Origin of the sequence: Skermanella sp. TT6 (assembly GCF_016653635.2) — a bacterium.
In the GTDB taxonomy this organism is placed as follows: Bacteria; Pseudomonadota; Alphaproteobacteria; order Azospirillales; family Azospirillaceae; genus Skermanella; species Skermanella cutis.
This window is the reverse complement of the sequence record NZ_CP067420.1, coordinates 3222228-3236079: the sequence shown is the minus strand read 5'-3', so window position 1 is coordinate 3236079 and position 13852 is coordinate 3222228. Positions and strand designations below refer to the sequence as shown.

The window sequence follows — 13852 nt, the reverse complement described above, 5'->3', positions numbered from 1 at the left end:
GGTACTGGAATGCCCAAGGTCCTCATTTCGGACAGCCTGAGCCCGCGCGCGGTCGAGATCTTCCGCGAGCGCGGCGTCGAGGTGGACGTCAAGACCGGCCTCAAGCCCGACGAGCTGAAGGAGATCATCGGCGGCTACGACGGCCTCGCGATCCGCTCCGCCACCAAGGTGACGAAGGACATCCTGTCCGCCGCGTCCAGCCTGAAGGTGGTCGGTCGGGCCGGCATCGGCGTGGACAACGTGGACATCCCGGCCGCGACCGCCCGCGGCGTGGTCGTGATGAATACGCCGTTCGGCAACTCCATCACCACGGCCGAGCACGCCATCGCCATGATGTTCGCGCTGGCCCGGGAGATCCCGGCCGCCAACGCCTCGACCCACGCCGGCAAGTGGGAGAAGAACCGCTTCATGGGCGTCGAGCTGACGGCCAAGGTGCTGGGCGTGGTCGGCTGCGGCAATATCGGCTCGATCGTCGCCGACCGGGCGCTGGGGCTGAAGATGCGCGTCGTGGCCTACGACCCGTTCCTCAGCCACGAGCGGGCGGTCGACCTGGGCGTGGAGAAGGTGGAACTGGACGAGTTGCTGGCCCGCGCCGACTTCATCACCCTGCACACGCCGCTGACCGACGGCACCCGCAACCTGCTCAACGCCGAGTCGCTGGCGAAGTGCCGGAAAGGCGTCCGCATCATCAACTGCGCGCGCGGTGGCCTGATCATCGAGGCGGACCTGAAGGCGGCGATCGAGAGCGGTCACGTAGCGGGCGCCGCCCTCGACGTGTTCGCGGCCGAGCCGGCCAAGGAGAACCCGCTGTTCGGCATGGAGCAGGTGATCTGCACGCCGCACCTGGGCGCCAGCACCACCGAGGCGCAGGAGAACGTGGCGCTCCAGGTGGCGGAGCAGATGGCGGACTATCTCGTCTCCGGCGCCGTGGTCAACGCGCTCAACATGCCGTCCGTCTCGGCGGAGGATGCGCCGAAGCTGCGGCCCTACATGCAGCTGGCCGAACAGCTCGGCAGCTTCGCCGGCCAGATCACCGAGAGCGGCCTGAAGGGCGTCACGGTGGAGTACGAGGGGCACGTCGCCGAGTTGAACACCCGGCCGCTGACCGCCCTCGTCCTGATGGGCCTGCTGAAGCCGCTGCTGGACAGCGTCAACATGGTCAACGCCCCGGTGATCGCGCGCGAGCGCGACATCGAGATCGCGGAGACCAAGCGCGAACGGGCCAGCGACTACCAGACCCTGATGCGCGTGATCGTCCATACCGAGCAGCGCAGCCGGTCCCTGACCGGCACCCTGTTCGGCGGCGAGAAGCCCCGGATCGTCGGCATCGAGGAAGTGCCGATCGAGGCCGAGGTGTCCAGCCACATGCTGTTCATCCGCAACGAGGACAAGCCCGGCTTCATCGGCCATCTCGGCACCACGCTGGGCTCGGCCGGCGTCAACGTCGCGACCTTCCACCTGGGCCGGACCGCCCCGGGGGAGAACGCGATCGCCCTGGTGTCGGTCGACCAGCAGATCAGCGACGAGCTTCTTCACAGGATCGGCACCCTGCCGAGCGTCGTCCGGGCCAAGGCGCTGAGTTTCTGACGGAAAGCGAACAGGGCGGAGGGTGCGCGTCCCGCGCACCGATGGGCGGCGGCACGCGCACCCTCCGCACCCGTTCAGAACATCACGAGCTGGCGCACGGCGGTGCCGTCCGCCAGCTTGTCGAATGCCTCGTTGATCTCGTCTAGCCGGATCCGCTCGCTCATCAGGGCGTCCACCGGCAGCTTGCCCTTCTTGAACATCCGGATGTAGCGGGGAATGTCGCGCTTGGGCACGCCGCCGCCCAGGTAGCTTCCCTTCAGCGTCCGCTCCTCCGCGACCAGCGAGACCGCCGGGATCGACATCATCTTGGCGGGGTTGGCGAGGCCGGAGGATACCGTCGTGCCGCCGCGCCGGGTGATCCGATAGGCCATCTCCAGCGCCGGGGCCGAGCCCGCCATCTCGAAGGCGTAATCCACCCCGCCGCCGGTCGCCTGTTTGATCCGGGTCTCCACGTCGGGCGTCCCGGCGTTGAAGACGTCGGTCGCCCCCAGCTGCCGCGCCAGGTCCAGCTTGCGGTCGATCATGTCGATGGCGACGACCCGGTCGGCCCCGGCCATGATGCAGCCCAGCATGGCGTTCAGCCCGACGCCGCCCAGACCGATCACCGCCACGCTGGCGCCGGCGAAGACCTTGGCCGTGTTGACCACCGCGCCGACGCCGGTCAGCACGGCGCAGCCGAACAGCGCCGCCTCGTCGAACGGGATGGTGTCGTCGATCTTCACGGCGGACCGGGCGGAGACCACGGCGAATTCCGCGAAGGCCGAGACACCCACATGATGGTGGATCGGCTGGCCCTGCGGACCGGTGATCCGCATGCCGCCGCCCAGCAGCGTGCCGGCACCGTTGGCCGCGGCACCGGGCTCGCACAGGGCCGGCCGACCCTCGGAGCAGGGGCCGCACAGCCCGCAGCTCGGCACGAAGACCAGCGCGACGTGGTCGCCCGGCCGGAACTCCTCGACCCCGTCGCCGATCTGCTCGACGATGCCGGCCGCCTCGTGCCCCAGCGCCATGGGCATCGGCCGGGGCCGGTCGCCGTTGATGACGGAAAGGTCGGAATGGCACAGGCCGGCGGCCTTGATCCGGACCAGCATCTCGCCGCGGCCGGGAGGTGCCAGCTCGACCTCCTCGATATGCAGCGGCCTGCTGTCCGCATACGGCCTGGGAAGCCCGATCTCGTGCAGTACGGCGGCCTTGGCCCTCATCGCTTCCCCCTCGGCTATTGGTCTCCTTACCTCATGAATAGCGCATTCCGCCGGCCGCACGGGCGGAAAATTCAGGGCATCCGGCGCAGCACCGTGTCGAGGGTGGCGCTGCCGTCCCGGGCCTGCCAGGACCCGGCCAGGGCCCCGTCGGGGCGCAGCCGGAAGCGGAGCTGGTTCAGCGCGGGTTCGTCGAACACCAGCTCGCCGCCCGCGAAGGAACCCTCGCGGCGCGACGATTCCGCCCGCTCCTGCGCCATCAGGCCGGAGCCCAGCAGGTAGCTGGCAACGACGCGGTCGCCCTCGACCTGCTCGATGTTCAGCATCACCTCGCGGCCGTTCCGGTAGAATCCATACCAGGAGCCGGCCAAGCCGGCCGCGACCGACGGCTTCACCGACGCCAGAGTCGATCCGAACCGCGGGGCGCCGCCGGCGCTTCCCAGGTCGGCGCTCGGCCGGCGTCCCCAGGACGTCTCGCAATCGGCCTCGTCGGCCGGCGTGCGGATCAGCCCCGCGACGAAGCGGCCGATGCAGCCGGCGAACCGGCGGGCGAACAGCCCGCTCGCGGCGGCGGAATGGCCGATCAGGTCGGCCGGCTGGTCGATGATCAGGTCCCGGACGGGCCGGTTTCCCCGGATCGCCCGCGTCATGTCCCCGCGTCCGCCGGGGTCGTAGCCGTCGCCGTGGAAGAAGACCGTCATCAGCGGCGTCGTCCCGACCTGCCGCAGCAGACGGTAAAGCTCGGTCGCGTTTGCCCGCCACGTCCCGAACGAATCGGTGAAGCTGCCGTAGGCGGCCGGGGCGGTGGCGATCACCGCGTCGGCGACGCCGTCCTCGGCGACCGCCGCCAGGGCGGCGAAGGCGCCGAAGCTCTGGCCGGCGAGCCCGATTCGCGCATAGCCCTGGGCGCGCAGGTCGCGGGCGGCCTTGGCCAGCCGGGCTCCCGTTCCGTCCAGGCTGTCGGCCTGGCGCAGCCGGTTCAGCCTGAAGGTGTCCCAGCCCTGTTCGGCCAGGGCGCGGATGTAGGGCGGCGTCGGCGCGCGCGAATCCTCGTCGTGAAGCGACAGGCCATGGGCCCAGACGATGGCACCCGCGGCCCGTTCAGGCCCCAGCGGAGCCTGCTCCGGAACGGCCGGCTCCACCCACATGGCCGGCTTTGCCGCCGGTGACGCGGCAGCGGCGGGCGCGGGCGCGGGCAGCAAGACCGCAAGCCCGATCGCCAGTCCCGTCAAAACGCCCGTCGAAGCCCGCCCCAGCCGGTCCCGAACCCGTTCCATCGCCGCAACCCGATTCCCATGGTTAATGCTCCGCTCCAGGGTCGGGCAGGCCTGGTGAAAAAACGGTTAGCACCGCAATCGTTCAGCCGCACGAAGCGTCGGCGGGCGTCCCGACGGTTTGTCCCGCCGGTTTGTCCCGCCGGTTTGTGTTGTCCCGCAACCGGACGGGGCGCTAGGGTCGCTCCCCAAGGCTCAGCCTCTTACCCGCTTCGTCCCCGGATGGCATCATGTCCGAACCTGCCGCGACAGATGAAGACGCCCGGTCCCTGATGGCCGCCGGGCGCCCGGCGGAGGCCGCCGCGCTCTACCGCCGCGCCATCGCCGAGCGTCCGGACGACTTCACGCTCTACAACAACATCGCGGCGGCGCTCCGGCGGACGGGCGACCGGTCCGGGGCGCTGGCAGCGCTGGAGCAGGCCTGCCGCCTGTTGCCGGGGCATCCGACGGTGGCGCTCAACCGGGCGGCGCTCCTGGCGGACCTGCGCCGCCCCGCGGAAGCCCGCGACGTGATCGCCCCCGTCGTCGCCTCGCGCCCCGGCGATGCCGACGCGGCGCTGGTGCTCGCCGGCGCCCTGGCGGACCTGGGCGACTTCCCGTCCGCCATCGCCACGTACCGGAGTGCGCTTGCGCATTCCCCCGACCACGCCGGCCTCGGCCTGAACCTGGGCAACCTGCTGAAGCGGACCGGCGACAGGGCGGGGGCGGCGGACTGCTACGGCGCGGTGCTTCGCCGGTGGCCGGACCATACCGGTACGATGCTGGCGGCATCCGCGCTGCTTCGGGAGGAAGGGGCGGCCGAGGATGCCGCCGGCCTCTGCCGCGCCGCCCTGACCCTGGACCCCGAGCTGACGGAGGCGCATCTGCTGCTCGGCAACGGGGAGCTTGCCGCCGGCCGTGCCGCCGCGGCCGCCTCCCGCTACCGGAGCGCCCTCTCGATCGACCCGGCCCACGGCGGAGCCCATCTCACGCTCGGCGCGGCGCTCCAGCAATTGGCCCGGCACGGCGAGGCCCGGAAATGCTTCGACCGCGCCCTGGCGATCGACCGTTCCGACGCATCCGCCCGGTTCCGCCGCTGCTTCGCCGAACTGCCGATCATCTACCGGGACATGGACGAAGTCGACCGCGCACGGGAGGCCTATGCCACCCGCCTGGCTCAGCTGACGGACCATTACGCCGCCGCCCCGGTGGCCGAACGGGCGGCTGCCGCGGCGGCGGTGGGCGAAAGCCAGCCCTTCTACCTGGCCTACCAGGGCCGCTGCGACCTGACCCTCCAGGCCCTCTACGGCGACCTCGTCTCCGGCCTGATGGCCTCGGGCTATCCGGAATTCTCCCGGCCGCTGACGCCCCGGGTCAGGAACGGCGGGCCTCTCAGGGTCGGGTTCGTCGCCGGCCATATCGGCAGGCATTCCGCCGTGAACGTGTCTCTGCGCGGCTGGGCGGACGCGTTCGATCCCGAACGGGTCGCCCTGTTCTGCTATCACACCGGTCCGGCGTCCGACGACGAGACGACCCGGTTCGAGTCGCTCTCGCAGGCGTTCCGCCGGGGGATGGGCGGGGTCCGCTCCTGGGCCGAGGCGATCCGGCGCGACGACCTGGACGCACTGGTCTTCGGCGACGTCGGCATGGACCCGATGGCCGCACGGCTGGCGGCGCTCCGCCTGGCTCCCGTCCAGGCCATGTCCACCGGCCATCCCGTGACGACCGGCCTGCCGACCATGGACCTGTATCTCAGCTCCGCCCTGATGGAGCCGCCGGGGGCGCAGGCCCACTACCGCGAGACGCTCGTACCCCTGCCGAACCTGGGCTACGCATACCGCCCGCTCGACCCGCCGGCGGTGCCGCTCAGCCGCGCCGACCTGGGATTGCCGGAGGACTCGCCGGTCTTCTGGTGCTGCCAGTCCCTCTTCAAGTACCTGCCGTGCGACGACGACCTGTTTGTCCGGATCGCGGCGCGCCTGCCGGACGCGCTGTTCCTCTTCATCGACTACATGCCGGCGCCGCGCGTGGCGCTCACCTTCCGCCGGCGCCTCGCGGCCGCCTTCGCGCGGGCCGGGCTCGATGCCGGCCGCCACTGCCGCTTCCTGCCCCAGATGGACCATGCCCGCTTCCACGCCGTGGCAGGGCTGACCGACATCTTCCTCGACAATCCCTCCTGGTCCGGACACAACACGACGCTGGAGGCCCTGACCCACGGCCTGCCCATCGTCACGCTGCCCGGCGGGCTCATGCGCCAGCGCCATTCCGCCGGCATCCTGGAGATGACCGGCATCCGGGAGACGATCGCCCCGTGCCGTGACGGCTATGTCGAGATCGCGGTCCGCCTGGGACGCGACCGCCGCCACCGCGCCGATCTCCGCCAGGCCCTGCGCCGCGCCGCTCCCGGGGCGTTCCACGACTCCAGCGCCGTGCGGGCGCTGGAGTCGGTGCTGGAACGGGGTTCAGCGTAGCGCGAACTGCACCGGGACGACCAGTTCCAGGGAGGTCCGGTCCAGATCGGCCGGGATCTTCGGCAGGGGCTGGGCGCGCCGGATCATCTCCAGCACCTCCTCGTCCAGGGCGTCGTAGCCGGAGCTTTTCTCCAGCCGGTACGACAGCACGGTACCCTCGGCGTCCATGGTGAACCGCAGCAGCGCCGTCCCCTGCTGGCGCATCCGCTGGGAGGACTGCGGATAGCGCTTGTGCCGGTTCAGATGCTGGAGCAGCCGCTGCTGGAAGCTCGGCATGACCGAGGACTGCGCCACGGCCCGCGGCCTCGCCGGTGCCGGTTCGGCTTCCGCGACCGGGGCGGGAGCGGGCGGCGGAGGTGCTGGGGCCGGCGGCGCCGGCTCGGGCGGGCGCGGCTGCTCGACCGGCCTGGGGCGCGGCGGCGGCGGCTTCTGCCGGGGCGGCTTGGGCGGCGTGATTTCCGGCAATGCCACTTCCGGCTCGACCTGGGGCGGCGGTTCCTCCTCGGGGGGCGGCTCCGGCGGCGGAGGCTCCGGGATCGGCTCCGGCTCCGGCGGGGGCGGCTCGGGGGGAGGGGGCTCCGGCGGGGGCGGCTCCGGTGGAGGCGGTTCCGGTGGGGGCGGGGGCGGCTCGGGCGCCGGCTGCTCGACGGCGGGTTCCGGCGGGGGCGGTTCGGGCGGCAGGTCGATCAGGATGGGACCGGCGACCTCCGCCGGGGGAGGAGGGGTGTCCAGGGCGAGCACGCTGGCCAATATGCCGGCGTGGACCGCCAGCACGAAGCCGGCGCTCAGGCCCCAGCGCAGGACATCGGAACTCATGGTCGGGCGGCGGCAGGATCGGTCGGGGCCATGCCTTCGAGGCCGACGAGCGCGATCTTGAGGTATCCGGCGGCGCGCAGGTCGTTCATGACGGACATCAGGTCGCCATAGTCCACCGTCCGGTCGGCCCGCAGGAAGATTCGCTGCTCGCGGTCGCTGCCGGTCGCCCGATCCAGCGCCGGGGCCAGCGGCGCGCCGCCCAGCGCCTCGTCCCCGATGACCAGGGACAGGTCGGCCTGGACCGTAAGATAGAGCGGCTTGTCGGGCTTGGGCTGCGGCTTGGCGGTGGAGGAGGGCAGGTCCACCGGGACATCGACCGTCGCCAGCGGCGCCGCGACCATGAAGATGATCAGCAGGACGAGGATAACGTCGATGAACGGCGTGACGTTGATCTCGTGGGTTTCGTCCAGGTCGTCGTCGCCCTGGTCCAGCTTGGCTGCCATGGTGCTACTCCGCCGCCTTGCGCAGGGAAACCATCGCACGGTCCACGTCACGCGACGCGAGGCGCTGGAGTTCCGCCGCCGCATCCATCAGCAGGGCCTTGTAGCCGGCGATGCCGCGGGCGAAGGCGTTATAGATCACGACCGCCGGGATGGCGGCGACCAGCCCCATGGCGGTGGCGAGCAATGCCTCGGCGATGCCCGGCGCCACGACGGCCAGGTTGGTCGTCTGCGCCTCCGAAATACCGATGAAGCTGTTCATGATGCCCCAGACCGTGCCGAACAGCCCGACGAACGGGGCCGTCGATCCGATGGTGGCGAGGATGCCGGTGCCCTTCGTCATGCGCCGGCTGGACGAGGCGACCAGGCGCTCCAGACGCGACGCGATCCGGTCCCGCAGCCCTCCCTTGTCCATCCCGGCGAACCACAGGTCGTGCTCCGCGACCGCGGCCCTGACGAAGCCGTGGACCGGGCCGTAGGCCGGGCGGCTGTGCTCGGCGGCCTCGGCCAGCGAACGCGCCGACCCGATCGCGCCGAGCGCCCGGGCGACCCGCCGCTTGGCGGCGCCCAGCTCGATCGCCTTGGCGACCAGCACGGTCCAGGTCAGCACCGATGCGAGCGCAAGCCCGACCATGACCGATTTCACGACGATGTCGGCCGCCATGAACATGCCCCACGGCGACAGGTCGTGGGCTGCGGGAAGCGGCGCGGCTTCTTCCATCCCGACGGGCTCCCCCGCGGCGGGGTCGGTCTCGGCGGGCTCCAAGGGAGCGGGTTCCGCCGTATCTTCAGCCGCGACGGGGGGCGGGGTGTCCGGGACTTCCTGTGTCGGCTGCCCTTGCACCGGCTGTTCCTGTGCCGCCGGCGGCGCCTCCGAACTCGGGACCTGACCCAGCGCGGCCGTGGAAAGGCACATCAGCGATACGATCGTGAGGGTCAGCCAGCGTAAGGCGCGGGGTCTCGTCATGCTTCGTTCCCCGAATGGGGTCCCGGAAAGTTGTGTTGGTGATTCATCCATAGGCGACACCGCCCAGGCATGCAAATGATTTTGCGAGTCATTTGCATGCCTAATAATGGTGTGGCCGGGCGGACGGTGCGATCGGCGCAAGCGCACAATCTGAGCCGGCGGACTGAAACCATATCGACAAGTAGGGGTTGGAACCCGATGATGGGCGTGACGATTCCGTTACCGGCCCGCATGGGGAAAGAGACTGTAGATGAAGGGCGATCCCGCCGCTATTCGCCACCTGAACAAGATCCTGACGGGCAAGCTGACCGCGGTGAACCAGTATTTCCTGCACGCCCGCATGCTCAAGGACTGGGGCCTGGAGCGCCTGGCGGACCACAGCTACCAGGAATCCATCTCCAAGATGAAGCATGCCGACCGGCTGATCGAGCGCATCCTGTTCCTGGAAGGCATGCCCAATCTCCAGGACCTCAACAAGATCAAGACCGGGAACGATGTGCCCGAGATGGTCGAGCTGGAGATGGAAACCGAGCAAAACGGGCGGGAATCCCTGCTGGAAGCGATCGAGCTCACCGAGCAGATCCGGGATTTCATCACCCGCGAGCTCTTCACCGACATCCTCACCGATACCGAGGAGCACATCGACTGGCTGACCCACCAGCTCCGCCTGATCGACGGCGTTGGCCGGGAGAACTACAAGCAGGAGCAGATGTTCAAGGGGTCGTGACGCTCGACAGAGAGCGGGACAAAGCTCAAGATCAGGGTGGACTTGAACTTACCAGCGGGACCGTCACGTCTCATCCCGACCCTGACTATCCAAAGAGTGACCTCGCGCAAAGTATCCATGCGATCGTGCAGGAAGCCGTAGGGGAAATCAATCGCATGTATGCAGAGTTGCGGCAGCATATCCTGCAAGCGGCTGAGCGTGCGCAAATAGAAGAAAAGTGCTCGAACGATCCATGATCGGGCGGTAGGGCGCGCAGCGCAACTGTATTGTGGCGAGGTGTTCGCGGCGGCGGGAAACCGGGGTCAGACCACCATTTCGCACAAAGCCTTCCGAATGCCCATCTTCGTAATTGCTCACGGGGTTGGCGGATCGTGAGCCGTCAGGCGACGGCGAAGGTTCCGCCAATGAGGTCGCGGATGGCGGTCCAGGCGGATTGACCTTGCCGGCGGGCCGTTCCGATCACGGAGCGATAGCCTGCGTGGATGTCCGGTCCCCAGTCGGATCGGAAGCCGTTGGTGACCTTGCGGAAGACCACGGACGGGCGGATTTCCTGCTCGCTGCCGTTGTTGGTCGGCGGCACGCGGCGGTCGGCGAGGAAGACGAAGAACTTGCCCCGCCAGGCCTTGACCAGGCGCTGCAGCTCGCGTCCGGCCGGATGGGCGGCGGGGACGCCGACCAGGGCATCGAGGTCCCGCTCGGCTTTGGCGGCGTAGGCGGCCAGCGTACTGTCCTTCAGGCCCGGTCTTCGTTTGCCGACGCGGATGGCCCAGCGTAGATGATCGCGGATCTTCGGCGCGACCACGGTGTCGCCGCAGTCGATGGCGTACTGCACGTCCCTGAGAACGTGGGCCAGGCAGACTTGGTGGACCCGTCCCAGTTCCTGCTGCCCGGCGTAGCGGTCGGAGATCCACACTTCGGGCCTATGCCCGCCCAGGATCCCGGCGGGCACCGCCCGGCCCCGGCCCGGCGCGATGGTGTGCAGCACGGCTTGCCCGGAATGGAATACCCACTGCCAGTGGGTCACGCCGTTGACCCGCGTCGTGGTCTCGTCCGAGGCGATCACCGGGGCGCCCAGGAGTTTGGCCTTGATCGCCGCGCAGGCCGTGTCGAACGCCACCCCCATGCGGCGCAACGCATTGGCGATGGCCCCCTCGGAGATCGTCAGTCCGAACAACTCCTCCAGCATCCGCGACAGCCGCTCGAAGCCGACATGATGGCTGTGGTGCAGATAGGCCAGCAGCGCCCGGATGCCCGGCCCGAAAGGGGTGCCCGGCGGCATGGCGGCGGGCGGGGCGGCCCGGTAGCGCCGCCCGCAATCGCCGCACCGGCCGCCGAACAGCTCGACCCGCGTCACCACCGGGCGGATCACCGGAAGGTCGATGTGGTCGTAGCGGTGCCGGCACCGCTGGGCGGCCTCGGGCACCGCCGTCCCGCAATGCGGACAGCACTCGGCTAGGCGGCGCTCGGTCCGGTCCGGATCGTCGGCCAGCGGGCGCGACACTCCGGGCCGCGACGGCCGCGGCTTGCGCCGGCGCTTGGCGTCCGCCTTGCGCGACGCACCGCCAGGGCCGTCCTGCGACGGCGGAATGTGCGAATTGGCCGACGTCTTCCGCGGCTTCCCGACCAGCGCTTCCAGTTCGGCGACCCGCGCCGCCAGACGCTCGATCAGTGCCGCCTGCTCGACCAGCAGGGCGTCCTTCTCAGCCTCACTCAGGCGATAGCGCGGCGGTTTCTCCATCCCGAAGTGGACTCATATTCTAGGCCGCAGCGCAACCCTTTTCGCCAACCCCGTGAGCAATTACCCATCTTCCGGCGAAATGGTGGTCTGACCCCGGTTTCCCTTACAATCTTAGAGCATCGGCCTTACAAACGCTGCTTCGGTTGGGCCATCCGCTCACACTTTCCCTGTGGCATCGTTACTTCCGCAACGCCGCCGCGGCGCGGGCCAGTTCCTCGATCCTGCCCCAGTCGCGCGCCTTGACCGCATCCGCCGGTGCCACCCAGGAGCCGCCGACGCAGGCGACGTTCGGCAGGGCCAGGTAGTCGGGCGCGTTCTCCAGCGTGACGCCTCCGGTCGGGCAGAAGCGCACGGCGGGCAGGGGGGCCGCCAGGGCCGCCAGCATCTTGACGCCGCCGGCGGGTCCCGCCGGGAAGAACTTCATGTGCGTGAAGTTGGCGCCCATCAGCGTCATGACCTCCGAAGCGGTCGCCGCACCCGGCAGGAACGGAACCTCCGACTCGGTCGCGGCCCGGACCAGGTCCGGCGTGCAGCCCGGGCTGACGATGAAGCGCGCGCCGGCATCGACCGCCGCCTCATAATGCTTCGGGGTCAGGATCGTGCCGGCGCCGACGGTGGCCTCGGGGACCTCCGCGGCGATGGCCCTGATCGCGTCGGGCGAGGCCGCCGTGCGCAGGGTCACCTCGATCGCGGGCAGGCCGCCCTTCGCCAGGGCGCGGGCGAGCGGGACCGCGGTCTCCACGTCGTCGATGGTCAGTACGGGGACGACGGGGCCGAGCGCCAGGATGGCGGAGATCGTCTGCATAACTCAGTTCCTCATGCTGCGGTAGTGAAGACCGACGCGCCGTCCTCGGCGCCGCCGACCAGGGCGCGGAAAGCGCCGAACAGGTCGCGGCCGGTGCCGAAGCGGTTGCCGGTCAGGTCGGGCGACGCGGGTTCGCGGGCCGCGAACTCCTCTGCGTCCAACAGGACTTCGAGGATACCGTTCTCCGCGTCGAGCCGCACCCTGTCGCCGTCGCGGATCCGGGCGATCATGCCGCCCGACGCCGCTTCCGGGGTGACATGGATCGCGGCCGGCACCTTGCCCGACGCGCCCGACATCCGGCCGTCGGTCACCAGCGCCACCTTGAAGCCCAGGTCCTGGAGCACGCCCAGGGGCGGGGTCAGCTTGTGCAGCTCCGGCATCCCGTTGGCCTTGGGACCCTGGAAGGTCACGACGGCGACGAAGTCGCGGTGGAGCTCGCCGCGCTTGAAGGCGGCCTGGAGCTCGGCCTGGTCTGTGAAGACGCGTGCGGGGGCTTCGACGAAGCGGTGCTCGGGCTTCACGGCCGACGTCTTGATCACCGCGCGGCCGAAATTGCCGTCCAGCACCTTGATGCCGCCGTCCTTGGCGAACGGCGCCTCCACGGTGCCGAGAACCTTGCCGTCCAGCGACACGGCGGTTCCCGGCCGCCAGGCCAGCTTCTCGCCTTCCAGCGTCGGCTCCTCGGCGTAGCGGCGCATGCCGCCGTCGCCGGCGACGGTCCGCACCTCCTCGTGCAGCAGGCCGGCGTCCAGCAGCTCGCGGATCACGAAGGCCATGCCGCCGGCGGCATGGAAATGGTTCACGTCGGCGTTGCCGTTGGGATAGACCTTGGCGAGCAGGGGCACGACGCCGGACAGGTCGGCGAAATCCTCCCAGGTGAGTTTGATGCCGGCCGCGTGGGCCATGGCGATCAGGTGGATCGTGTGGTTGGTCGAGCCGCCCGTGGCGAGCAGCCCGATCACGCCGTTCACCACCGCCCGCTCGTCCACCACCTCGCCGGCCGGGGTGTACTGGTTGCCCAGCGCGGTGATCTCCAGCACCCGCTTGCCGGCTGCGGCGGTCAGGGCGTCGCGCAGCGGCGTGCCGGGATTGACGAAGGCGGCGCCGGGCAGGTGGAGGCCCATGATCTCCATCAGCATCTGGTTGCTGTTGGCCGTGCCGTAGAAGGTGCAGGTGCCGGGGCCGTGGTAGGACTTGGACTCCGCGTCCAGCAGGGCGTCGCGGCCGACCTTCCCCTCGGCGTAGAGCTGGCGGATACGCGACTTCTCGGCGTTGGGCAGGCCCGAGGTCATGGGGCCGGCCGGCACCATGATGGTCGGCAGGTGGCCGAAAGACAGGGCTCCGATCACCAGGCCCGGCACGATCTTGTCGCAGACGCCCAGCATCAGCGCGCCGTCGAACATGTCGTGGGACAGGGCCACCGCGGTCGCCATGGCGATCACGTCGCGGCTGAACAGGGACAGCTCCATCCCGGCGTTGCCCTGGGTCACCCCGTCGCACATGGCCGGCACCCCTCCGGCGAACTGGGCGACGCCGCCGTTCTCGTGGACCGCGCGCTTGATGATGGCGGGGAATGTCTCCAGCGGCTGGTGCGCCGACAGCATGTCGTTGTAGGCGGAGACGATGGCGATGTCCGGCTTGGCCGTCTCCGCCAGGTCCTGCTTCTCGGACGGGGCGCAGGCGGCGAAGCCGTGCGCCAGGTTGCTGCACGACAGCCGCGACCGGGTCGGCCCCTTGTCGGCCGCGGCTCGGATCCGGGCGAGATAGGCCGCCCGCCGGTCGGCGCTGCGCTCGATCAGGCGGTCGGTGACGCGGGCGATGGTCTGGTTCAGCTCCATCTCGTCTCTCC

The 13852-nt window shown here is 70.2% G+C and carries 12 protein-coding genes; 4 read left to right on the top strand and 8 right to left on the bottom strand.

Annotated elements, in window-relative coordinates; translation table 11 throughout:
* Window positions 1-9 precede the first annotated feature (9 nt).
* Complete coding sequence (gene serA / locus IGS68_RS15270; RefSeq protein WP_201070599.1) at window positions 10-1587, top strand: phosphoglycerate dehydrogenase; 1578 nt, start codon at window positions 10-12, stop codon at window positions 1585-1587.
* A 74-nt stretch (window positions 1588-1661) separates the two neighbouring features.
* Here the strand turns inward: serA and IGS68_RS15265 are convergent, their stop codons facing one another.
* Window positions 1662-2789: a zinc-dependent alcohol dehydrogenase family protein gene (locus IGS68_RS15265; RefSeq protein ID WP_201070596.1), complete on the bottom strand. Its 1128-nt coding sequence runs from the start codon at window positions 2787-2789 to the stop codon at window positions 1662-1664.
* A gap of 71 nt (window positions 2790-2860) precedes the next feature.
* The gene (locus IGS68_RS15260) at window positions 2861-3934 is read right to left on the bottom strand and encodes an alpha/beta hydrolase family protein (protein ID WP_201070593.1); all 1074 of its coding nucleotides are present in this window, start codon (window positions 3932-3934) and stop codon (window positions 2861-2863) included.
* Window positions 3935-4290: 356 nt separating this feature from the next.
* On the opposite strand from IGS68_RS15260, the gene IGS68_RS15255 reads away from it, so the two are divergent.
* Entirely contained in the window at window positions 4291-6510 is a 2220-nt protein-coding gene (locus IGS68_RS15255) for an O-linked N-acetylglucosamine transferase, SPINDLY family protein (RefSeq protein WP_201070590.1), read from the top strand.
* Here IGS68_RS15255 and IGS68_RS15250 read toward each other — a convergent pair.
* The 3 genes from IGS68_RS15250 to exbB are packed head-to-tail and all read right to left on the bottom strand — an operon-like array spanning window position 6502 to window position 8733.
* Window positions 6502-7326, bottom strand: coding sequence for an energy transducer TonB family protein (locus tag IGS68_RS15250; RefSeq protein ID WP_201070588.1), 825 nt, complete (start codon window positions 7324-7326; stop codon window positions 6502-6504). The two genes, IGS68_RS15255 and IGS68_RS15250, sit on opposite strands and share 9 nt — an antisense overlap.
* Entirely contained in the window at window positions 7323-7769 is a 447-nt protein-coding gene (gene exbD / locus IGS68_RS15245; protein WP_201070586.1) for a TonB system transport protein ExbD, read from the bottom strand. Before exbD ends, IGS68_RS15250 begins: the two co-directional genes overlap by 4 nt.
* Window positions 7770-7773: 4 nt before the next feature.
* Entirely contained in the window at window positions 7774-8733 is a 960-nt protein-coding gene (gene exbB / locus IGS68_RS15240; RefSeq protein ID WP_247880874.1) for a tonB-system energizer ExbB, read from the bottom strand.
* 250 nt (window positions 8734-8983) lie between these two features.
* Here exbB and bfr point away from each other — a divergent pair, with 250 nt between their 5' ends.
* Both bfr and IGS68_RS15230 read left to right on the top strand, forming a co-directional pair.
* The gene (gene bfr, locus IGS68_RS15235) at window positions 8984-9460 is read left to right on the top strand and encodes a bacterioferritin (RefSeq protein ID WP_201070584.1); all 477 of its coding nucleotides are present in this window, start codon (window positions 8984-8986) and stop codon (window positions 9458-9460) included.
* On the top strand, window positions 9457-9696 hold the full coding sequence (locus tag IGS68_RS15230; RefSeq protein WP_201070575.1) for a hypothetical protein: 240 nt from the start codon (window positions 9457-9459) through the stop codon (window positions 9694-9696). The genes bfr and IGS68_RS15230 overlap by 4 nt, the downstream gene beginning before the upstream one ends.
* A gap of 143 nt (window positions 9697-9839) precedes the next feature.
* Here the strand turns inward: IGS68_RS15230 and tnpC are convergent, their stop codons facing one another.
* The 3 genes from tnpC to edd form a co-directional block, all read right to left on the bottom strand.
* Window positions 9840-11198 carry an IS66 family transposase gene (gene tnpC, locus IGS68_RS15225; RefSeq protein ID WP_201070572.1) on the bottom strand — a complete coding sequence of 453 codons (1359 nt, stop codon included), beginning with the start codon at window positions 11196-11198 and terminating at the stop codon, window positions 9840-9842.
* 178 nt (window positions 11199-11376) lie between these two features.
* Window positions 11377-12003, bottom strand: a complete 627-nt coding sequence (gene eda, locus IGS68_RS15220; protein WP_201070557.1) for a bifunctional 4-hydroxy-2-oxoglutarate aldolase/2-dehydro-3-deoxy-phosphogluconate aldolase — start codon at window positions 12001-12003, stop codon at window positions 11377-11379.
* 11 nt (window positions 12004-12014) lie between these two features.
* Window positions 12015-13841 (bottom strand): phosphogluconate dehydratase, encoded by a 1827-nt coding sequence (gene edd, locus IGS68_RS15215; RefSeq protein ID WP_201070555.1) that lies wholly within the window; start codon window positions 13839-13841, stop codon window positions 12015-12017.
* Window positions 13842-13852: the final 11 nt, after the last annotated feature.